The 23576-nt window shown below is 61.5% G+C and carries 10 protein-coding genes; all 10 read left to right on the forward strand.

The window, feature by feature from the left end; genetic code table 11:
- Positions 1-32: 32 nt before the first annotated feature.
- The 10 genes from ACRWA7_RS12695 to treY all read left to right on the forward strand — a co-directional run bounded on the left by ACRWA7_RS12695 (position 33) and on the right by treY (position 23557).
- A complete protein-coding gene (locus ACRWA7_RS12695) occupies positions 33-689 on the forward strand; it encodes a DUF1345 domain-containing protein (RefSeq protein ID WP_438391330.1) in 657 nt (218 codons plus the stop codon).
- 395 nt (positions 690-1084) lie between these two features.
- Positions 1085-2746: a glycogen synthase GlgA gene (glgA, locus tag ACRWA7_RS12700; RefSeq protein WP_438391331.1), complete on the forward strand. Its 1662-nt coding sequence runs from the start codon at positions 1085-1087 to the stop codon at positions 2744-2746.
- Between the two features lie 434 nt (positions 2747-3180).
- Positions 3181-6576, forward strand: coding sequence for a maltotransferase domain-containing protein (locus ACRWA7_RS12705; RefSeq protein ID WP_438391332.1), 3396 nt, complete (start codon positions 3181-3183; stop codon positions 6574-6576).
- A 135-nt stretch (positions 6577-6711) separates the two neighbouring features.
- Entirely contained in the window at positions 6712-10101 is a 3390-nt protein-coding gene (gene treS / locus ACRWA7_RS12710; RefSeq protein WP_060818467.1) for a maltose alpha-D-glucosyltransferase, read from the forward strand.
- Positions 10094-12313: a 1,4-alpha-glucan branching protein GlgB gene (glgB, locus tag ACRWA7_RS12715; protein WP_438391333.1), complete on the forward strand. Its 2220-nt coding sequence runs from the start codon at positions 10094-10096 to the stop codon at positions 12311-12313. Before treS ends, glgB begins: the two co-directional genes overlap by 8 nt.
- Positions 12314-12915: 602 nt before the next feature.
- On the forward strand, positions 12916-13986 hold the full coding sequence (locus tag ACRWA7_RS12720) for an IS30 family transposase (protein WP_438390622.1): 1071 nt from the start codon (positions 12916-12918) through the stop codon (positions 13984-13986).
- Positions 13987-14157: 171 nt separating this feature from the next.
- Entirely contained in the window at positions 14158-16428 is a 2271-nt protein-coding gene (gene glgX / locus ACRWA7_RS12725) for a glycogen debranching protein GlgX (RefSeq protein WP_438391334.1), read from the forward strand.
- Between the two features lie 108 nt (positions 16429-16536).
- A complete protein-coding gene (treZ, locus tag ACRWA7_RS12730; protein WP_438391335.1) occupies positions 16537-18408 on the forward strand; it encodes a malto-oligosyltrehalose trehalohydrolase in 1872 nt (623 codons plus the stop codon).
- Positions 18405-20648 (forward strand): 4-alpha-glucanotransferase, encoded by a 2244-nt coding sequence (malQ, locus tag ACRWA7_RS12735; RefSeq protein ID WP_438391336.1) that lies wholly within the window; start codon positions 18405-18407, stop codon positions 20646-20648. The genes treZ and malQ overlap by 4 nt, the downstream gene beginning before the upstream one ends.
- Positions 20645-23557, forward strand: a complete 2913-nt coding sequence (gene treY, locus ACRWA7_RS12740; RefSeq protein WP_438391337.1) for a malto-oligosyltrehalose synthase — start codon at positions 20645-20647, stop codon at positions 23555-23557. Before malQ ends, treY begins: the two co-directional genes overlap by 4 nt.
- Positions 23558-23576 lie beyond the last annotated feature (19 nt).

The raw sequence follows: 23576 nt of genomic DNA on the forward strand, positions 1-23576 counted from the left end.
GCCAGGACCGCTATTACTAGGCCACGATAAAAATGAATCTCATGCTTCCCAACGTAGTTCGATATCGCCCGAGGGCAGTCATTGCTCTGGTCATTGGTGCCGTTGTCGCAATTTTGGTTCCTCACGAATTACGTCTGCTCGTGCGTGGCCTGATTGGATGGGATACCGCGGTATGGCTTTATCTTGTGCTGATCTGGATTCAGATGTGGAGAGCGCATCAGGACGAAGTGCAAAAGCTCGCCGCGCGCGAGGATGAAAATGCCGGCATGGTATTGCTGATTGTCAGTCTTGCCGCCATGACGAGCATTGTCGCGATTGTTGCGGAGCTGGCCGCCGCCAAGAACATGGGATTTCGCAGCGCCTTCCCCAACTACCTGCTGACTGGCATCACAATGTTCGGCGCATGGTTCCTGATCCCGACCATGTTCACTCTTCACTACGCCCGCCACTACTATCAGTCGCAGGAAGAGACCTCACTGAAATTCCCCGACGCTCACCTCAAGCCCGGCTATTGGGATTTCCTTTATTTCTCGTTCACCATCGCGGTGGCGTCGCAGACTTCGGATGTGGTTCTGCGTTCCACGGAAGTCAGGCGAACCGCATTGGCGCAATCGGTGTTGTCGTTTTTCTTTAATGCGGCTGTGCTCGGTTTGTGCGTCAATACCGCTGCGGGATTATTAGGTTCTTAGAGCATCAAGCAATAATTGCTGTAAGCGGATAATTCCGGTCTTATTTTCCGGAGCAAATAAAGCTGACGAATACGATGTTTCGTACATCGAATGTACAACGGTAGTTTCATATAACCATTCTCAAAACCGCCGTGTAAAAACGCCTTCTTCTACGAGTGCTTTTTTACACGACGTCAAAAGTCTGTCTTCTTCCGAGCGTAACGTCGTGCTTCAAGTGTGGCGTGGCTATCGCTTTCCCGCAGTTTCGCCAAAAAGTATGCTGCATGGCACAACGCTTGCTCTAAACAAATCCGCATCCCCTCTTCCCCCGATAAAAGCACCGGACGCGTGCGCCGCCTATCAATTGGCTGAGCGCCACCCATCGCTTTTCATCTTTCAAACGCCAGGAGTCAGCTTTGTCTTTGAACGTATTGCTTGTCGCTTCCGAGGCCGTGCCGCTTGCCAAAACTGGCGGCCTGGGTGACATGGTCAGCGCATACGCCGCGGCGTTGCGTGAAGCGGGAGTCGATGCCGCAATACTTCTGCCGGCGTATCCGAACGCATTGGCGATGGTCGAGGGATTGCAGAAGGTGGCTTTGATGACGGGCCTTCCGGGCGGTGATGGCGCGCTGTATCGCGGCCGCATGCCGGATACTGGCGTACCTGTGATCCTGCTGCGCATGGATCATTTATATGCGCGCGACGGGCTTTATCAGGATTCAAAGGGACGCGACTACGAAGACAACGCGATCCGGTTCGCTTCGCTTTCAGCGGCGGCCGTTCGCCTGGCCGAAGGCGTGCGCGGCTTTAAAAAGCCGGACATCGTGCATGCGCATGACTGGCATTCCGGCCTCACGCCGCTTTTGATGAAGCATGCGGGCGTGCACGCAAAAAGCGTTTTCACGATCCACAATCTGGCGTTCCAGGGCAACTATTCGCTCTCGCTTGGTGCAGCGCTCGGCGTGCCGGCGGAGTGGCTTGTTCCGGCATTGACGGAACCAAAGAGCATCGAATTTTATGGCGCGTTGAGTCTGATGAAAGCGGGCATTGTCCACGCCGATCATGTCGCGACCGTCAGCGAAACTTACGCACGTGAAATCCTCACGCCGCGTTTCGGGCACCTGATGGAAGGCGTGCTGCAATGCTACGCGGACAAACTCTCGGGAATCATCAACGGGATCGACGTTAGCGCGTGGGATCCAATGACCGACTCGCAGATCGCACGCAATTATTGTTTCGACGACATGCGCGGCAAGCACGCCTGCAAACGCGAACTGCAACAAATGTTTGGCCTTCCGGTGGACCCGTTCGCGCCGGTGATTGCGATAGGCAGCCGGATGACATCGCAGAAAATGGCCGATGTCGCCATCGACGCCATTCCCGCGCTGCTCGAACAGCATCCGCGTTTGCAGATCGCGGTGATCGGCAAAGGCGAAGCGCATATTGAAACGGCGTTTCAGCGGCTGGCGCAAACCTGGCCGGATCGCATTGGCGTGCATATTGGTTACGACGAACGCCGTGCGCATGTGCTGCATTCGGGCGCTGACATCCTGTTGCACGGCAGCCGTTTCGAACCCTGCGGTCTGACTCAGATCTATGCAATGCGTTATGGCACCTTGCCGGTGGCATCGCGCGTGGGCGGACTGGCGGACACCATCGTGGATGCGGCCGAAGCGTCGGCGCTGCAAGAAGGTTTTCAATCTTCGCCGGTCGAAAGCCTGGGCAGCCTCGAGGGCGCAACGTCGTCGAGGCCGGCGACCGGTTTTCTCTTCGATGGCGAGCAGACCCACGACATGGTTGCCGCCGTCACGCGCGCCATTCATGCGTTCGTGCGCCCGCAGCAATGGCGCACGCTCCAGCGCAATGCGATGGCCCGCGACTACGGCTGGAGCCATGCCGTAGCCAAATACATCCACCTCTACGCGGGTCTCACCGACGCGCGTCCGGCCAAGGCGCCGCTGCGTACGCGCCGCGTGCCGGTTCACGCGCCAGCAGTATCCGGCATCGCCGCAATGGCAGCGCCCGCCGCCGATCGACGTACGGCGGAGCAGGCGCAATTCGTCGCGCGCAGCGCCTGAACGCGGTCACTTCGCGCCGTTCAATGGTACGGTTATGACGTTGGCAGTTCGCCACGCTGATTCAAGCGCGGCGAACTGCTGTCGTCCCGACAGAGATTGAAGTCGACGTGACAGGCGCGCCAGCCATGTTCCATCGGTGCGTCGTTCAAACTTCGCCGGGCCATGACACCGAAGTCGAACACAAAACGCAAAAAGGCGCGGCACGCTACGTGCTGTAATTCACTGGCGACCCTGGCGCCGCACCGAACGCTCGTATCGTGCATGACAGGTTCATGAAGATACGTACCGCACGCGTCACCCCGGAACTGGTGCTTTGAAGACTGTCTGAGGCCCGTCTGCCGTAACCGTTCTTGCGGTTGGTTTATCGCCTGGTTGAGCGCGATCGCGTTTTCCCGCATCCACGCCATAGCAGGACGAACTGGAAAAGACGACCGATGGAACACCATCAAATGCTTCAAGCGTATGCGCCACGAATCTATTTCATCGACCCGCTTCTTGTCGGACCATCGTCAGCGTGGCCCGCGCAATTCGAACACGCCGCGGCACTGGGCTTCGATCACATCCTGATCGGCGCGCCCTTTCTGCCGGGCAAGAACGGTCACCGGCAAGCCGTGGCCGATCATCACAAGCTGCATCCCGCTTTCGAATCCGGTCTGTCCGCCAGCGAAGGACTGCGTCTGCTCGCCGACCAGGCTTCGCAACATGGACTCACCCTGCTTGTGGACATCAACCTCGACCGCGTCAGCGCCGAAGGCGGCCTGTTCCAGGACAACCGGCACTGGTTTCATCCGTTCGAGGCGGCGGAAGCGCGGCTCGATCCACGTACCGCACCGCATGAAGAAAGTGTCGCGCACGCGAATTTCGCCGATGGCGAAGCGGCACATGCGCTCACCGAATGGTGGGCGCGTGAATTGATGCTGATTGCCGACGCCGGGATTGGCGGCTTTCGCTTCGAAGCGCCGCACAAGGTGCCGGCGCATGTGTGGCGGCGTCTGGGCGCGGCGGTGCGCGAACGTCATCCGCAAACGAAATGGCTTGCGTGGACGGTCGGCATCAGCCGTCACGATCTGGCCGGTCTCGCCGATGCCGGTTTCGACTCGGTATTTTCATCGGCGAGATGGTGGGACTTTCAGAGCAACTGGCTCTTCGATGAACACGCGGCGTTGTTCCGCATCGCGCCGCCGATTGCGTTCCCTGAAGAGCCGTATGGCACGCGACTGCTTCATGACCTGCCGGACACGAGCGATTCGTCGCTGGTGGAGCGCGCTTACCGGCGCGCGTTGTACACGGCTGCCGGCATGGGCACCGGCGTGCTCGTGCCCATGGGATTCGAATACGGCGTCACGCAGCCGCTCGCGTACAACCACGGCAGCGCGGAAGAATTCAAGCGTGCGAGAGACGGCGCGCGCTTCAACGTGTCGGCGGAAGTGGCGCACGCGAACGCGCTGCAACGCAATTCGGCGGCGCTCGCGAGCACTGGCGAACTGCGCACGCTGACCGGTCCCGGCACGCCCTACGCGGCAATCCTGCGCGGCAGCGGCCCGGATTTGCGCACGGCGAGCGAAGCCGCGCTGATCGTCATCAACGCCGATCTCACCACGCCGGTTTTTATCGATACACGTCATTTGCTCGATGGCGCGCCGGGCAACTTCACGCGTTTTCGCGAGATCGATGAAGACACCTCGGGAACACCGTTGCCGTTGAAACCTTTCCTATTGCAGCCGGGCGAAGTCCGCTTGCTGCGCGGCGCGTCCGAGGCGCCTATTCTGCTTGCGCAGCCACAAGTCAAGCGAGGTGCAAAATCCGCCGATAAAAAATCGGTCAACGAAGCGCTGCTGGCGCCGCGAGTGATGATCGAAAGCGTGACGCCGTCGGTCGATCACGGGCGCTTTCCGGCAAAGCGGATCGTGGGTGAAGCGGTGGAAATCACGGCTGCGATCTTCGCGGAAGGCCACGACAAGATCGCCGCCGCCGTGCAATGGCGCGCCGCCGACGAAACCGACTGGCACGAAGCGAAGATGGTCCCGGTGATTCCACTTGGCAACGACTTGTGGACCACCCGCATTCCGCTCGACCGGCTTGGCCGCCACGAATTTTCGGTGATCGCGTGGCGCGACGACTTTGCGTCGCTGATCGATCACATGCAGAAGAAGCTAAAAGCGGAGCAGACCGTCGAGCTGGAACTCGAAGAATTGCGGCATTTGTTTGCATTGATCCTCGCCGAAGTGAAGACCACGGAAGGTTCGCAAACGGAGCCGCTGGAAGGCATCGTCAAGCAGTTTGCGAAAGCCGACGCCGAAACGCGCCTTGCGATCGCCCTGGCGCCGGAAACAGCGCAGGCAATTGAAGCGGCGCGGCACAGGCCGTTTCTCTCGCGCGATCCGGTGACGTACCGGATCGACGCCGAGCGCGCCGCCGCCCGCTTCGCAAGCTGGTACGAGATCTTCCCGCGTTCCATGAGCGACGACGAGAACCGTCACGGTACGTTTATCGATGTGATCGGCAAGATGCCGCGTATCCGCGAGATGGGTTTCGACGTGCTGTACTTCCCCCCGATCAACCCCATTGGCATTGCGAACCGCAAGGGCAAGAACAATACGCTCACCGCACAACCGGGCGACGTTGGCAGCCCGTACGCCATCGGCGGCAAGGAAGGCGGGCATGACGCGGTGCATCCGGAACTCGGCAATCTCGACGACTTCAAGCGCATGCTCGAAGCCGCGCGTGCGCACGGGCTGGAAATCGCGCTCGACTTCGCGGTGCAATGTTCCCCGGATCACCCGTGGCTCAAGGAACATCCGACCTGGTTTGCGTGGCGTCCAGACGGCACCTTGCGATACGCGGAGAATCCGCCGAAGAAATATCAGGACATCGTGAATCCGGACTTCTACGCGAAGGACGCGAAACCCGACTTGTGGCTTTCATTGCGCGACGTGTTCCTGTTCTGGATCGCAGCGGGCGTAAAGATTTTCCGCGTCGATAACCCGCATACCAAACCCATGCCGTTCTGGGAATGGGTAATTGGCGACGTGCGCGCGCGTCATCCCGATGTGATGTTCCTTGCCGAAGCGTTCACCCGGCCGCGCGTGATGAACCGTCTCGCCAAGCTCGGTTTCTCGCAGTCGTACACGTACTTTACGTGGCGCGAGTCGAAACGCGATTTCATCGAATACATGCATGACCTGACGCAGACCGACGCGAAGGATTTCTTCCGTCCGAATTTCTTCGTCAATACGCCCGACATCAACCCGCGTTTCCTCCAGCGTTCGGGACGCGCCGGGTTTGTGATTCGCGCGGCGCTCGCCGCGACGCTTTCGGGTTTGTGGGGCGTGTACAGCGGTTTCGAGCTTTGCGAAGCCGCCGCATTGCCCAACAGCGAGGAATATCTCGATTCCGAGAAGTATCAGATCCGCGCGTGGGACTGGAACCGGCCGGGAAATATCGTTGGGGAAATTACGGCGCTCAACCGCATCAGGAAAGCGAATCCGGCCCTGCATTCGCATCTCGGCGTCAACTTCCTGCCGGCCCACAACGAAAACATTCTCTTCTTCGAGAAAGCCAACGCCGCGCGCGACAACGTGGTGCTGGTCGCCATCAATCTCGATCCGTTCAACGAGCAAGGCGCGGACGTGGAATTGCCGTGGCAAACGCTCAACGACTGGGGCGTCCAGGAGTGGGACGCGCTTGCCGTGGAGGATCAGTTGACAGGCGAACGTTTCGAATGGCGCGGCAGACGGCAGCACATCCGGCTCGACCCCAACACGCGGCCGTTCGCGATCTGGAGAATCGCGCCGCCGTGGGGCCTGCCTCGCCGGGAGACAGCGGTCTGAAAGCCCAAGGTCCGGCGCGTCCCTTGAAAGACGCGCGGGCCATCATCACGAAGGCATCGGCCGACGTGGCACAGAACAACTCACACAGCCGGAAGCGGGCGCCCAGGCGCACCTCGCCGGCTCAAGGAGCGACACGTGAAGCGCAACAAGAACTCGACTCTCAGCAACGATCCGCTCTGGTACAAAGACGCGATCATCTATCAGATCCACATCAAGTCCTTTTTCGATGCCAACAACGACGGCATCGGCGATTTCCCCGGCCTGCTCGCCAAGCTCGATTACATTGCGGAACTCGGGGTGGATTGCATCTGGCTGCTGCCGTTCTACCCGTCGCCCCGGCGCGACGATGGATATGACATCGCCGATTACCGCAATGTGCATCCGGATTACGGCACGCTCGCCGACGTCAAGCGCTTCATTCAGGAAGCGCATGCGCGCGGTATTCGCGTGGTGACGGAACTGGTCATCAACCATACGTCCGACCAGCATCCGTGGTTCCAGCGCGCCCGGCTCGCGAAGCCCGGTTCGAATCACCGCAACTACTACGTCTGGTCCGATACCGACAAGAAGTACGAAGACACGCGGATCATCTTCATTGATTCGGAGCCGTCCAACTGGACCCACGATCCGGTCGCGGGACAGTATTACTGGCACCGGTTCTTCAATCACCAGCCTGACCTGAACTTCGACAACCCTGCCGTGCTGAAGGAAGTGCTGTCGGTCATGCGTTTCTGGCTGGACATGGGCATTGACGGCCTGCGGCTGGATGCGGTGCCGTATCTCGTGGAACGCGAAGGCACGAATAACGAAAACCTGCCCGAAACGCATGCGATCCTGAAGACGATTCGCGCGACCATCGACAAGGAATATCCGAACCGCATGCTGCTGGCCGAGGCGAATCAATGGCCGGAAGACGTGAAGGAATATTTCGGCGACGAAGACGAATGCCACATGGCATTCCACTTCCCGCTAATGCCGCGCATCTACATGTCGATTGCGAGCGAAGACCGCTTTCCGATCACCGACATCATGCGGCAGACGCCGGACCTCGCGCCAACGAACCAATGGGCGATCTTCCTGCGCAATCACGACGAACTCACGCTGGAAATGGTCACGGATTCGGAGCGCGATTACCTGTGGAACACGTATGCGAGCGATCGCCGCGCGCGGCTGAACCTTGGCATTCGCCGCCGCCTTGCGCCGTTGATGGAGCGCGACCGTCGCCGCATAGAACTGATCAATTCGCTGCTGCTTTCCATGCCCGGCACGCCCGTGATCTATTACGGCGATGAACTCGGCATGGGCGACAACATTCACCTGGGCGACCGCGATGGCGTGCGCACGCCGATGCAATGGTCATCGGATCGGAACGGCGGGTTTTCGCGCGCCGATCCCGAGCAGCTCGTGCTGCCGCCGGTGATGGGCTCGCTCTACGGGTACGACGCGGTCAACGTGGAATCGCAAAGCCGCGATCCGCACTCGCTGCTCAACTGGACACGCAAGATGCTCGCCGTGCGGCGCGCAAAACATGCGTTCGGCCGCGGCACGATCCGTTTCCTGCGTCCGAACAACCGCAAGATCCTGGCGTATATCCGCGAGATAGAAGGCGAGCCGCCAATCCTGTGCGTAGCGAATCTCTCGCGCGCGCCACAAGCGGTGGAACTCGATCTCTCCGAATATGCCGGTTCTGTGCCGCTGGAAATGACCGCCGATTCGGCGTTCCCGCCGATCGGGCAACTGACATATTTGCTGACGTTCCCGCCGTATGGCTTCCTGTGGTTCCAGCTTTGCCCGGGCAATCAGCGTCCGGCGTGGAGCCAGGCGCCATCGGAACAATTGCCGGAATTCGTGACCATGGTGATCCGCGCCGGCCAGACCGGCCCGACGCCGGAAAACGTGCGCCTGCTCGAATCCGAAGTGCTGCCGTCTTACTTGAGCAAGCGTCGCTGGTTTGCATCGAAGGATCAGACGTTGAAGCGCGTGCGGCTTGCCGCGTTGACCACGATTCCCGAAGCAGGCTTTGCGTTCACGGAAGTGGAAGCCGACGTTGGCGATCACACCGAGCGCTATGTGCTGCCGCTGACCATTGCGTGGGGCACGGAAACCACGTCGCCGTTGTACATGCAACTGGCGCTGGCTCGCGTGCGCCAGAGCCGCAATATTGGCCATATCACCGACGCCTTCGCCGTTCCGACGTTCACGTATGGCGTGCTGAGAAAGCTCAAGCAACGCGCGGTCGTGCCGACCGTGCAGAAGAGCGAAATCCGCTTTATTCCCACCGAGCGCCTGGATGAACTGAACTTCAACTTCAAGCCGGGCGAACCCCTGCCCGAGATCCGCTGGCTCGCCGCCGAACAGAGCAACAGTTCCCTTGTGATCGGCGATCAGGTCGTACTGAAGCTGGTGCGGCGTCTTGTTGGCGGCATTCATCCCGAAGCGGAAATGAGCCGCTACCTGACCAAGCTCGGTTACGCGAACACGGGACCGCTCTTCGGCGAAGTCGTGCGTGTCGACCCTGAAGGCGTGCCGCATACGCTGTGCATATTGCAGGGTTTCATCGACAACCAGGGGGATGCCTGGAACTACGCGCTCGATTACCTGCGCCGCACGGTCGATGAACTCGCGCTCGCGGTCGACACCGGCGATCACTCGGTTGATCGCGAGAAGGAAATGCTCGGTATCGAGGGATACCGGAAGATCGCGGGAATCATCGGGCGACGTCTGGGCGAGCTTCATGTCGCGCTCGCCTCGCCTTCCGACGATCCCGCGTTCTCGCCCGAAACGGCGTCGAAGGAAGACGTGCGCGCCTGGAACGACGGCACCCACGCGCTGCTCGTCACCGCGCTCGATATCCTGAGCGCCAAGATTCGCGACTTCAACGAGCATGACCGCGACCTCGCGCAAAGCCTGCTCGATCGCCGCGACCTGTTGCTCGCGGCCGTGCAGAAACTCGTGCCGGAGAGCGCGAAGGCGCTGCGTATCCGCATTCACGGCGACTTCCACCTCGGCCAGGTTCTGATGGCGCAAGGCGATGCATTCCTGATCGACTTCGAAGGCGAACCGGCGCGGCCGCTGGAGGAACGCCGCAAGAAGTCGAGCCCGTTGCGCGACGTGGCCGGCTTATTGCGTTCGTTGTCGTATGCGAGCGCCGCCGCGCAACCGACGACCGAGAACGCGCCGGCGGCAACCGCCGACAGGAAGCGTGCGCTGTTCGAGCGCTTGCGCGCGCATGGCGAAGAAGGTTTCCTGGCCGAGTATCACGCGGCGGTTGCGGCTTCCCCGCAGCCCATTGCCGGCGACGACGCCACCCTGGCCGCCTTGCTCGATCTGTTCCTGATCGAGAAAGCCGCATATGAAATCCGCTATGAAGCGGCGAACCGTCCGACCTGGATCGGCTTGCCGTTACGTGGCCTCGCGTCGCTTGCGAGCCGCCTGCTTGGCGACACGGGCGCGCAGCTCGCGCCCGGCTCGCGTCCCGCAGACGCCGCACAAAAGGACACATCCGATGGAAACGAACATGAATAAGCGCACCGACGACCGAGCCTTGACCGAAGGCCTGCATCCGCTCGATATCGACGCGCTCGTCGAGGCGCGCCATCCCGATCCATTTTCGAAGCTCGGGCTGCACCAGACCGACGCCGGTCCCGTGGTGCGCGTGCTGCTGCCGGGTGCATCCAGCGTGCAGGTTCTTGCACGCGACAGCGGCGCGCCGCTCTCCACGCTCACGCAGATTCATCCGGCGGGGCTGTTCGTTGGGTTTATCGATGAAACGCAGGCTTACCGGCTGAACATCGACTGGCATGGCACGCCGCAGGAAGTCGCCGATACCTATTCCTTCGGCCCCGTTCTCGCCGATGACGCACTGATGCGCATTTCGTGGGGCGATCCCTACGCGGTGCTCGAATGTCTGGGTTCGCGGCCGGTCGTGCACGACGGGGTATCAGGCGTGCGGTTCGCCGTCTGGGCACCGAATGCGCGCCGTGTTTCCGTGGTTGGCGACTTCAATTCGTGGGATGGCCGCCGTCACCCCATGCGGTTGCGCCATGACGCGGGCGTGTGGGAACTGTTCGTGCCGGGGCTCGGCGCGGGCACGCGCTACAAGTACGAGATCATCACTCGCGATGGCCACGCGCTGCCGCTGAAAGCCGACCCTTGCGCGATGCAAAGCGAGCGGCCGCCGGCGACGGCGTCCGTGGTGGCGGACGCGGATGCTATCGACGGATATAGCTGGACGGACAGCGAATGGATGAACACGAAACGCGGTCCGAAGCAGACCGTCAATGCGCCCATTTCGATTTACGAAGTGCATGCCGAATCGTGGCTGCGTGTGCCGGAAGAGGGAAATCGCGGCATGAACTGGCACGAGCTTGCCGAGCGCCTGATTCCTTACGCGAAGAGCATGGGATTCACGCACCTCGAGTTCATGCCGATTGCCGAGCATCCGTTTGGCGGTTCGTGGGGTTATCAGCCGTTGGGGCAATTTGCGCCATCGGCACGATTCGGCACGCCTGAGCAGTTCGCCGAGTTCGTGAACCGCGCGCATGAAGCCGAGCTTGGGATCATTCTCGACTGGGTTCCGGCGCATTTCCCGAACGATGCCCACGGCCTGATCCAGTTCGACGGCACGCCGCTTTATGAACATGCCGATCCGCGCGAGGGGTATCACCAGGACTGGAACACGATGATCTACAACCTCGGGCGCAATGAGGTGAGCGCGTTCCTCGTGGCGTCGGGGCTGGCGTGGTTGAAGCGCTATCACGTGGATGGATTGCGCGTGGACGCGGTGGCGTCGATGTTGTATCGCGATTATTCGCGCAAGGCGGGCGAATGGGTGCCGAACATATATGGCGGCCGTGAGAATCTGGAATCGATTGCGTTTCTCAAGCGCCTTAACCACGAGGTGCGCCAAATTCCCGGCGCGATCACGATTGCGGAAGAATCGACCGCGTGGCCGGGTGTGACGGCGCGGGTTGAAGATGGCGGATTGGGTTTCGATTTCAAGTGGAACATGGGATGGATGCATGACACGCTGCATTACATGGAAGAAGATCCTGTGTATCGGCAGTATCACCACAACATGTTCACGTTCGGGATGGTGTATGCGTATTCCGAGCGGTTCGTGCTGCCTCTTTCGCACGATGAAGTCGTGCATGGCAAGGGATCGTTGATTGGCAAGATGCCGGGCGATCACTGGCAGAAGTTTGCCAACTTGCGGGCTTATCTGGGATTCATGTGGACGCATCCGGGTAAGAAGCTATTGTTCATGGGCGGTGAATTTGGACAATTTGGCGAGTTCAATCACGATGCATCGCCGCAGTGGCATTTGCTGGATGATCCGTACCACGGTGGTTTGCAGAAGCTGGTTCGCGATTTGAATCGTGTGTATGGGGAGGAGCCGGCGCTCCACAAGCTCGATAGTGATCCGCGCGGGTTTGACTGGCTGATTGGCGACGATGCCGGGAATAGTGTGTTTGCTTTTCGGCGCACCGATGGTGAGGGGCGCGAGTGCGTGGTGATATCGAACATGACGCCGGTGCCCCGGCAGGGGTATAGGGTGGGATTGCCGTGCGGCGGAAGGTGGACGGAGATTCTTAATTCCGATGCTTCTGTTTATGGAGGGTCGAATATGGGGAATGGGGGCGTTATTCACGCCGAGAAGGTTTCTAGTCATGGGAGGGAGTTTTCCGCTTTGCTGGTTTTGCCTCCTTTAGCGACTATTGTTTTGAGAGTGGACTAGATTTAGCGGTCAAGGGGAGTGCCGGGTTGCTGCTTTTTAGGTCTTCGCGCGTTCGGTGTTCGTTGATCTTTTTAGCACTGTTAGCCACTATCCGTGGCGGGACTTCATTTCTTTTTCCAACGGCGAAAAAGAAACGAAGCAAAGAAAACGCCTCTCCACCGCTAGTTCTTAAGGAGCCCGAGCGTGCACTGACATCTGCTTGGGACTTCAAAAGAACACTCAGCGTAAAACCATAGACAGTTGAAACCCTCCCCCTTCGTTCATGTCTACCCACACGCTTCGCCACCAGTGTGAGTAGCCTCAAACAGGAAAGCGCAGCGCGCGCGTGTTTGCGTGCTTTGCACGCGAACGAGGTGTTTGGCCGAACTGGTTCTGTGGTTTGTGTGCTTGCCCGAGAGCACTTATGGCGAAGCGTGTGGATGTAGGAGTTCGGAGGGGGAGGGTTTCAGGTGTTGGTGGTTATGGCGTCGAGGGTTCTTTTGAAGTCCCAAGCAGATATCACTGCACGCTCGGTCCACTTAGAAATTAGCGGTTGGAAGGCGTTTTCTTTGCTTGGCGTTTTCAAGGTACAAGTGCAACACCTTTGAAATAGGATATGTTGCATGGGACAAAGCTATGAACATCTCAGCGCTGAGGAGCGTGGCTCAATATTTGCCATGAAACTTGCCAACGAAAGCACGCGCGCGATCGCGCGTGCGCTCCGACGTTCGCCAAGTACGATCAGCCGCGAACTCAAGCGCAATGGCTGGAAGTCCGATGAAGAGCGCGGCGACAGAGGACGGCCTGCGATCGCGGGCGCTTACTGCGCGATCCGTGCTGGTCGACGCGCGGGACGGCTTCGCCGCAAACCGCGTTACGAGCGCAAACTGCACGTTGACGGCGCGTTGTGGCCCGAAGTGCGGCAGTATCTGCAAAAGTGTCACTCACCCGAGCAGATCTCAGCCGCACTCAAACTTGCCCACCCTGATGAGCCTGCTTTGAACGCTTCGCATGAAACCATTTACCGAGCCATTTACGCCGCGCCCCGAGGCGAGTTGCGCCGGGAACTCGTCAGCCTGTTGCGACAGGGACGTGGCGCACGCAGGCCGCGCACGCGAGGACAGGACCGGCGCGGCAAGCTCTCCGACATGCTCAGTATTCACGTACGCCCTCCCGAAGCCAACGACCGGCTCATCCCGGGTCACTGGGAAGGAGATCTGATCAAAGGCCTGGCTAACCGTTCGGCAGTGGGTACGCTGGTGGATCGCAGCACGTTGTTTGTGATGCTGGTCAAGATCGATGGCAGTACGGCGCAGGCAGCGCTGGAAGCCTACAGTGCCGCGTTCGCGCCGCTCGATCAGGGACTGCGTCAAACCCTGACCTACGACCAGGGCAAAGAAATGGCGTTACACAAAAAGCTGGCTGAGGCGACGGGCATCAAGATCTACTTCTGCGATCCACACAGTCCGTGGCAACGCGGTATCTGCGAAAACATCAATGGGCTGCTGCGCCAGTTTCTACCCAAGGCGACCGATCTATCGGTATTCTCGCAGCGACAACTCGATGCGATCGCGCTGAACATGAACACCCGCCCTCGAAAAACGCTCCAGTGGCGCACGCCTGGTGAGGTCTTTATTGAAAACTGCGCCAAGCACGGCATTGTCATTGACCCCGCTGTTGCACTTGGAGTGTGAAAGCGCCCTTCGTTTCTTTTTCGCCGTTGGAAAAAGAAATGAAGTCCCGCCACGGACAGTGGCTAACAGTGCTAAAGAGGAACAACAAACAGGGACCGCGCGTAGGCGCAAATAGCAGCAACCCAGCACTAACCCCCCCAAAAAACCAACCCAAGTGCGAACGAAAACCCCATGGCGAATTCATTACCCGAAAAGTTACTCCCGGGCGTGCCCTACCCGCTCGGAGCAAACTGGGACGGTTTGGGTGTCAACTTCGCGGTTTTCTCCGCGAATGCGCAAAAGATCGAAGTCTGCCTCTTCGACACAACCGGCCGCAAAGAGCTAACCCGCTTCGAGCTCCCCGAATGCACCGATGAAATCTGGCACGGCTACCTCCCCGGCGCCCACCCCGGCACGGTCTACGGCTTTCGCGCCCACGGCGCATACCAGCCGCAACACGGCCACAGATTCAACCCCCACAAGCTCCTCCTCGATCCCTACGCAAAAAAACTCGTCGGCCAATGGCGATGGTCGGACGCACTCTTCGGCTACCGCGTGCATTCGAACCGCCTCGACCTTTCAATGGATCGCCGCGACTCCGCGCCCGCCATGCCCAAATGCGTCGTCACCGACGACGCCTTCGACTGGTCTCGCGACTCCCGCCCCAACGTCCCATGGGGCGAAACCGTCATCTACGAAACGCACGTGCGCGGCACATCCATGCTTCGCCATGACATCCGCCAGCACGAACGTGGTTCGTTCGCGGCACTGTCGTCGCCATGGTTTATCGAACACCTGCAGAAGCTCGGGATTACCGCCGTCGAATTCCTGCCCGTGCACGCGTTTCTCAATGACCGTTTTCTCGTCGAACGCGGCCTGAAGAATTACTGGGGCTACAACACCGCGTGTTTCTTCGCGCCCGAACCGTCCTACCTGTCGACAAACCGTCTGAACGAAATGCGCATCGCCGTGCGCCGCCTGCACGCAGCAGGCATCGAAGTGTTTCTGGACGTGGTCTACAACCACACGTGCGAAGGTAACGAACTCGGCCCGACCATGTCATGGCGCGGCCTCGACAACGCCAGCTATTACCGCCTCGTCCCCGGCGACGAACGCCGCTACATCAACGACACCGGCTGCGGCAACACAGTCAACCTCTCGCATCCGCGCGTGCTGCAAATGGTGATGGACTCGCTGCGCTACTGGGCGACGGCGTTCAATATCGACGGCTTCCGTTTCGATCTCGGCGTGACGCTCGGACGCGAAGGCCATGGTTTCGACCCCGGCTCGGGTTTCTTCGACGCGATCCGCCAGGATCCGATCCTCAACACCCGCAAGATGATTTCGGAACCGTGGGATATCGGCCCCGACGGGTATCAGGTCGGCAACCATCCGCCCGGCTTCGCGGAATGGAACGATAAATTCCGCGATGGCGTGCGCCGTTTCTGGCGCGGCGACGCGGGCGTGCGGCCCGATCTCGCGGCGCGGCTGACCGGATCGGCGGAGCTGTTTCATCGGCGGCACCGGAAACCATGGGCATCGGTGAACTTCGTGGCGTCCCACGACGGCTTTACGCTCGCCGATGTCACCGCGTACGAGCAAAAACACAATGAGGTCAACAAGGAAGGCAACAACGACGGCCATAACGAAAACTGCAGCGCGAACTGGGGCGTGGAAGGCCCGTCCGACGACCCTGACATCCTCGAAACGCGCGGCCGCGTTGCGCGCGCGCTGGTCGCAACCAACCTGCTGTCGCTCGGCACGCCCATGCTCCTTGGCGGCGACGAATTCGGCCGCACGCAACGCGGCAACAACAACGCGTATTGCCAGGACAACGAGATTTCATGGATGGACTGGAGTCTCGCCGAGACGCCCGCCGGCCGCACCATGACAGACTTCGTCGCCCGCGTGATCGCGCTGCGAAAAAACTACCCGCTGTTACGTGAAATGCGTTTCCTCCACGGCGACAAAGAGGTGCTTCCAGGGCTCTACGATGTCGGCTGGTTCGACGAACGGGGCGCGGCGCTCACCATCGACGCATGGCAAGACCCTGAAGGACGCGCGCTCACGCTGCGCCGCGCGGGGCCCGGGCTCGACGGGCAGATCGACGTTGTGCTGATCATGATGAACGCTTCGTCCCAGGCGCTGACTTTCGTGCCACCCGCACCGCACTTGGAATGGAATGTGCTCATGGATAGCGCTGTGCCCGACGCGGTGCGCCACCCGCTGATTGGCCCGGAGCTTGAGCTGCAGGCGCACAGCGTGGCGGTGCTTCTCGCGCAACCAACGGGCGACGCCGACTGGCAGGCCGTGTGGATGGCCGGCGCGCACGAAGGACCACGTCTGCTCACCGCGTTGCCGCCGGACCCCGGCACGGTCGGCCCACGGCGCACGGCGGACCCGTGGAAATCACCAGAGATTCCGGCGACGCACGAGTCCACGCCCGGGGAAGATAAAAGTTGAACCACATAGCGCGGAACGAAGCAGCGAACGTGGCGAATATTGAAGGCCGAGTTGAAGCCTACGCACCACGGCAAAGTATTTGAAAGCGCACTTGAAGGCACACAGACCATGTCCGAAACTCCTATCGATCCGCACAAGCGCCAGTACGCTCATTGCCTGCCCTTCGGCGCTCATCTCACCGATGCCGGACACACGCGCTACCGGTTCTGGGCGCCTTCGCTCAAGTCGGTCCAGCTCGAACTGTATGACGACGGCCAGAAGCCTTTGGTCGTCGAAATGAACGCAACCGGCGAGGGCTGGTACGAAACCCTCGCGCCTGGCGGTGCCGGCACGCGCTACCGGTATCGGTTGAATGACGATCTGGCCGTGCCCGATCCCGCTTCGCGCTTTCAGCCGGAAGACGTTCACGGTCCGAGCGAAGTCGTCGATCCGCGCGCATTCCGGTGGGAAAACACGAACTGGCATGGCCGTCCGTGGGAAGAAACCGTGCTTTACGAACTGCACGTGGGAGCGCTCGGCGGTTATGCCGGGGTCACGCAGCGCCTGGAGGAACTCGCGCATCTCGGCGTGACGGCCATAGAACTCATGCCGCTCAACGACTTCAGCGGCAGCCGCAACTGGGGTTACGACGGCGTGCTGCCCTACGCGCCCGATTCCGCCTACGGCACGCCCGATGAACTCAAAACGCTCATCGATACCGCGCATGGTCTCGGCCTCATGGTCTTCCTCGACGTGGTCTACAACCACTTCGGCCCGGACGGCAACTATCTGAGCGCGTACGCCAAGACATTTTTCCGCGAAGGCGTGAACACGCCGTGGGGCCCGGCAATCGATTTCGAACGCCCGCAAGTGCGCGATTTCTTCTTCGATAACGCCATCTACTGGCTCAATGAATATCGCTTCGACGGTTTGCGCCTCGACGCCGTGCACGCCATCAACGACGACGAATGGCTGCGCGAATTGGCGGACCGGGTGCGTTCGTCGGTGGAACATGGACGGCACGTCCATCTGGTGCTGGAGAACGAGCACAACACGTCGAGCTTGCTGGAATCGCATTTCGACGCGCAGTGGAGCGACGACTCGCACAACACGCTGCACGTGCTGCTGACCGGCGAGGACGAAAGCTACTACGGCGCATACATAGACGAACCGATACAAAAACTCGCCCGCGTACTGAGCGAAGGTTTCGTGTATCAAGGCGAACCCTCACCCATTCACGACAACAAGCCGCGCGGCGAACCAAGCGGCCATTTGCCGCCGACCGCGTTCGTGATGTTCTTGCAGAATCACGATCAGGTCGGCAACCGCGCGATGGGCGACCGTCTGCGAACGCTGACCTCGGAAGACGCGCTTTACGCAGCGACAGGTCTGATGCTGTTGTCGCCGCAAATTCCGATGCTTTTCATGGAAGAACAGTACGGTTCGACTCAGCCGTTCCTGTTCTTCACCGACTATCACGACGAACTCGCCGACGCCGTGCGCGAAGGCCGCCGCAAGGAATTCGCGAAGTTCACCGCCTTTACCGACGAGAAACGCCGTGCTCAGATTCCCGATCCGAACCATATCGACACGTTCAAGATGTCGTCGCCGGATGAGACGAAGCGCGCCGCCGACCACAACGACTGGCTGCATTTCTATCGTTCGGCGCTGGCCGTGCGCACGAAGCTGCTGATGCCGCGCCTGAGGAATTCGCAGGCGCTGGGCGCGAAGGTGATCGGCGTAAAGGCGGTGGTGGCGAACTGGCGTCTCGGCGACGGCAGCACGTATTCCATTGCGCTGAATCTCGGGCGGGAAGCTGTGAAGCTCGCGGGTCATCCTCCGGGCAAGGTCGTATTCGAAACGCCGGCGCGCGCACGCGACATCGCCGACAAGGGCGAACTTGGCGCCGAGACTTTTATCGCGTGGCTGACGGGCGATTTCGCCGATGCCGCGTTCAATCACGACGCCCGCCGCGTCAAAGCTTCGGGGAAAACCTCGTGAGCACGACCACACCGCCGGCCACGGCCGGCCAGACACCGCAAACGCCGCCCACGCCAGTCGAAGCGCTCGCCATCAAGGCCGGCTTCGAAGTCGAATGGCAGGACGCCCACAAGCAAACGCAGCGCGTTCCGGAAGAAACGCTGACCGTGCTGCTGGAACGGCTCGGGCTTCCATGTAGCGACGCAAGCCAGCTCAAGCAAAGCACCGCCACGCTCGACGCCGAATTGACCGGCCGCAAGCTGCCGCCGCTGATGACGGCTGAAATTGACGGCGCCATCGCGCTGCCAGTCGCTGCCGTGAAGACGGGCGCGCGGTATCGGATAGAACTGGAAAGCGGGGCCGTGATCGATGGAAGGTTCACATCGCCTCGCGGCCAGACCGCGTTGCTGTCGCCGATTTCCGAGCCCGGTTATCACACGCTCGTGATCAACGAGCAGCGCACGACGCTCGCGGTCGCGCCGCCACGCTGCTATACCATCGACGACGCCTGGCGCGCGATCGAATCCAACGCGAAAAAAGCGCCGCCACTGTGGGGCGTAGCCGCGCAAGTCTACGGCTTGCGGCGCACGGGCGACGGCGGTGTCGGCGACTACACGGCGCTCGCCACGCTCGCCGCCGAGAGCGCGCAGCGCGGCAGCCACGCGGTCGCCATCAGCCCGATGCACGCCATGTTCAGCGCCGAGCCGAACAAGTTCAGCCCGTATTCGCCGTCGTCGCGCCTGTTCCTGAACATTGCGCATATCGATCCGGCTGCTGTGATGGGTGCCCAAGCGGCGCAGGCGGCTATAAAGGCAGCCGGTGTCGCCGATGAACTCGCCGAACTCGAAGCGCTGCAGCTCGTCGACTGGCCGCACGCGGTGACGGCCAAGCTGGCGGTGTTGCGTGCGCTGTTCGCGCAGTTCAACGCGCCAGGCAATGACACATTGCATGACGACTTCGCGAAGTTCGTCAAGCACGGCGGCCGCGCGCTGGAAGATCACGCACGTTTCGAAGCGCTGCAGGCCGCGCAACTGAAGGAATCCGGCGAGGGCCACTGGCGCAACTGGTCCGGCGATCTCAACAATCCACGCAGCAACGCCGTCGCTGAATTTGCCGCCGCGCACCGGGATGAGGTCGACTTCTTCCTCTTCGCGCAATGGCTCGCCGCGAAAGGCTTGTCGCACGCGCAGCACGTGGCGCGCGACGCCGGCATGGCGATTGGTTTGATCGCGGATCTGGCCGTCGGCTGCGACAGCGCGGGCAGTCACGCATGGTCGTATCGTGATGAAATGCTGCAAGGCGTGTCAGTCGGCGCGCCGCCCGATCTGTTCAACCAGAAAGGGCAGTCGTGGGGACTCACCACGTTCTCTCCGCGCGCCATGCGCACGCAGGGCTTCAAGGCGTTTATCGATATGCTGCGAGCGGCGTTCACGCTCGCGGGCGGGATTCGTATCGATCATATTCTCGGGCTGCGCCGCCTGTGGCTCGTGCCCGACGGCGAGAGCGCAAAAAACGGTGCGTATCTCCGATACCCGCTCGAAGACCTGCTGCGTCTGATCGCGCTCGAATCGTGGCGTCACAAGGCGATCGTGATTGGCGAAGATCTCGGCACGGTTCCGCCGGGTTTTCGCGAGCGCTTGCAGGAACACGGTCTGCTCGGCATTCGCGTGCTGTGGTTCGAACGTGCCGAAGACGGCCCGGGTTTCAAGGCGCCCGCCGACTGGGATCACGGTGTCGCCGCGACCACGACCACGCACGACCTGCCGACTGTCACCGGCTGGTGGATCGGCGAAGACATTGTCTGGCGCTCGAAGATTGGCCAGACCGCCGTACGCGCGGACGGCCGCGACGCCGTTGAAGTGGCGCAGGCAGAACGCGGCGAGGATCGTGAATTGCTATGGACTGCTTTCCAGGAAGCTGGAGTGGCCGCGCCGGATGTCGACGTTCCCGCCGATATCTCCCCGCAGACCGCGCCGGTTGACGAAGCGCTCGCGTTCGTGGCGTCCACGCCCGCGCCGCTCGTCACCTATCCGCTGGAAGACCTGCTCGCGCTCGCCGAAATGCCGAACCTGCCCGGTTCCATCGACGAGCATCCGAACTGGCGCCGAAGACTGGCTGTACCCGTATCCGAACTGTTCGATGACGATTCGTTCGTCGACCGTTTGCTCGCCATCGATCAAGCCCGGCAGAAATCCGGCCAGACGAAGGCGGCCGCGCATGACGCCGCGCTTAACGCATCACCCACTGACCGAACACCATGACCGTCCCGCGCTCCACGCTTCGCCTCCAGCTTCACAAGGATTTCACCTTCGACGACGCCGCGCGCCAGGTCGACTACATGGCGTCGCTCGGAATCAGCCACGCGTATCTGTCGCCGATCACGACCGCCACGAGCGGTTCCACGCACGGCTACGACACCGTCGACTACACGCGCGTGAACCCCGAACTCGGCGGCGAAGAGGGCTTGAAGCGCCTTGTCGACAAGCTGCGCGCGCATGAAATGGGCGCGATCGTGGACGTGGTGCCGAATCACATGGGTGTTGGCGGCTCCGAAAATCTCTGGTGGATGGACATACTCGAATGGGGCCGCCACGCGGCGCACGCGCGTTATTTCGACGTCGACTGGCATTCGCCCGATCCCGCGTTGCGCGGCAAGGTGCTTGCGCCGTTCCTGGGCGCGGCGTATGGCGAGGAGTTGCAGGGCGGCAAGATCAAGCCCACGTTCGACCCCGAAGACGGCCGCTTCAAGATCACGTATTACAGCAACACGTTCCCGGTCAGCCCGCTCGACTACGCGGCCATCCTGCAGGAACACGCGCCGGAAATGGCGCAGCGCTTCACCGGCCTCTCGACGCAACCCGCCGATCAGCCGCGCGCCGACGAAGCGCGCGCCGCGCTCAAGGAATTCGCTGCGTCGGAAGAAGGCAAGAAGACTATCGATACCGCCATCCGCGCGCATTCCGGCGACAACCCGACTGGACGCGACCGTTTGCACCGCCTGCTCGAGCGCCAGCATTACCGCCTCGCGTGGTGGCGCACGGCGGCGGATGAAGTGAACTGGCGCCGTTTTTTCGACGTCAGCACGCTTGGCGGCATGCGCGTGGAGCGCCCGGAAGTGTTCGAGGCGTCGCACGCGCTGATCTTCCGGTTGTTCACCGAAGGGCTGATAGACGGCGTGCGCATCGATCACGTCGATGGCCTCGCCGAACCGCGTGAATATTGCCAGCGCCTGCGCAACCGTCTTGAAGAACTCGCGGCGCAGCGGCCTGAAAATCTGCAGCAACCGCGCACGTATTTCGTCGTGGAGAAAATTCTCGCGCGCGGCGAACCCGTGCGCGACGACTGGCAAATCGATGGCACCACCGGCTACGACTTCATGAACGACGTCGGCGCGCTCCTGCACGATCCGCGCGGCGCGCAACCCCTGGCGCAAAACTGGGCCGAGTTGTCAGGACGCCCCGCCGAGTTCGACGTCGAGGCCAAGGCCGCCCGGCGCAAGATACTTGCGGAGAACCTTTCCGCCGAACTCGACCGCGCGGCGCGCGCGTTGCACCGGATTGCACGCGACACACCGACCACGCGTGACTTCACGTTTTCATCGCTGAAACGGGTGGCGGCCGAACTCGTGGTCCACTTCCCCGTATACCGGATCTATCCCATCGGCGGACAGCGCAGCGCCGAGGACGAACGCTTCTTCGCGCAGGCTTACAAAGGCGCGAAGGCCGCGTTGGCGCCGGCGGACCATGCCATTCTCGACCGGGTCGCGCAATGGCTCGGCGGCCCGGGCGGCGACGAACCCGTCGAAGAAAAGCCGCGCGAACGTCTTCTCGACCGCAACGGGCGCGAGCGTCCGGTGAGCGCATTCCAGAATCCGCCGGCCAGCGCCAGCGGCTCGAATTCGAGCGGTTCACACCGACGCAACGCGCAAACCCTGTTTTCGCAACTGACCTCGCCGGTCGCCGCGAAGGCCGTTGAAGACACCGCGTGTTATCGATACGGCCGGCTCATCTCGCGCAACGAAGTCGGCGCCGATCCGGGCGAGTTTTCCTTGTCGGTCGATCTGTTTCACGAAGGCAATCAGGAACGCGCCGCGCGCTTTCCGAACGCCATGCTGGCCACGGCCACGCACGACCACAAGCGCGGCGAAGACGTGCGCGCGCGGATCGCGGCGTTGAGCGAAATCCCGGACGAATGGGCCGCGACGTTAAAAAGCTGGTCCACGCTGAACACGCCGCACAGACGCATATTGGGCGACGCGGACGGCGACAAGACCGCCTGGGCGCCCGGCGCCGCCGCTGAAGCCATGCTGTATCAAACGCTGGTGGGCTGCTGGCCGCCGACGCTGTCCCCCGACGACGAAGCCGGCGTCAAGGAACTTGCCGAGCGCGTAAGCGCATGGCAACTGAAGGCCATGCGCGAAGCCAAGTTGCGTACCAGCTGGTTCGCGCCCGACGAAGCGTATGAAAACGCCTGCCGCGATTTTCTCTTCGATATCCTCGCGCCCCAGCGCCGCGATGGGTTTCTTGGCGAGCTTCCGGCGTTCGTCGCGCGGATTGCCCGCACAGGCGCAATCAACAGTTTCCAGCAGACCTTGTTGCGGCTGACATCGCCCGGCGTGCCGGATCTTTATCAGGGCACCGAACTATGGGACTTCAGTCTCGTCGATCCCGACAATCGCCGGCCCGTGGATTTCGAACAACGGCGTGCGTGGCTGGCCGAGGGCGAGGCGCAAGGCGCGCCATCGGAGCAGTTGCAGAACTGGCGCGACGGCCGCGTGAAGCTGGGTATCGTGCGCCGCGCACTTGCGTTGCGCGCACATGCGCAGTCATTGTTCGCGCAAGGATCGTACATACCGCTGCAGGCCGAAGGCGAGCACGCGGACAGCGTGATCGCGTTTGCGCGGCATGCGGGGAGCGCCTACGCGGTAGTGATTGCAACGCGCCTGGCCGATTCATTGCTGGCTGAAAACGATTCCGGCCTGCCTCTGGTCGACGCCGCCGATTGGGGCGACACGGCGGTCGTGCTGCCGGAAGCGCTGGCGTCGCGGGCATTGTTCGACTGGTTGAGTCCCAATGCGCCCAAGGCTGATGGCCAACGCCTGTTCATGCGCGATGCGCTGGCTTCAATGCCCGTGGCGTTGCTGATGGAAGAAGGCGTGCCGCGCGTCTAGCGATCGGTCCCAAGCGGTC

Source organism: Caballeronia sp. DA-9 (assembly GCF_051615025.1).
Classification (GTDB): Bacteria; Pseudomonadota; Gammaproteobacteria; order Burkholderiales; family Burkholderiaceae; genus Caballeronia; species Caballeronia sordidicola.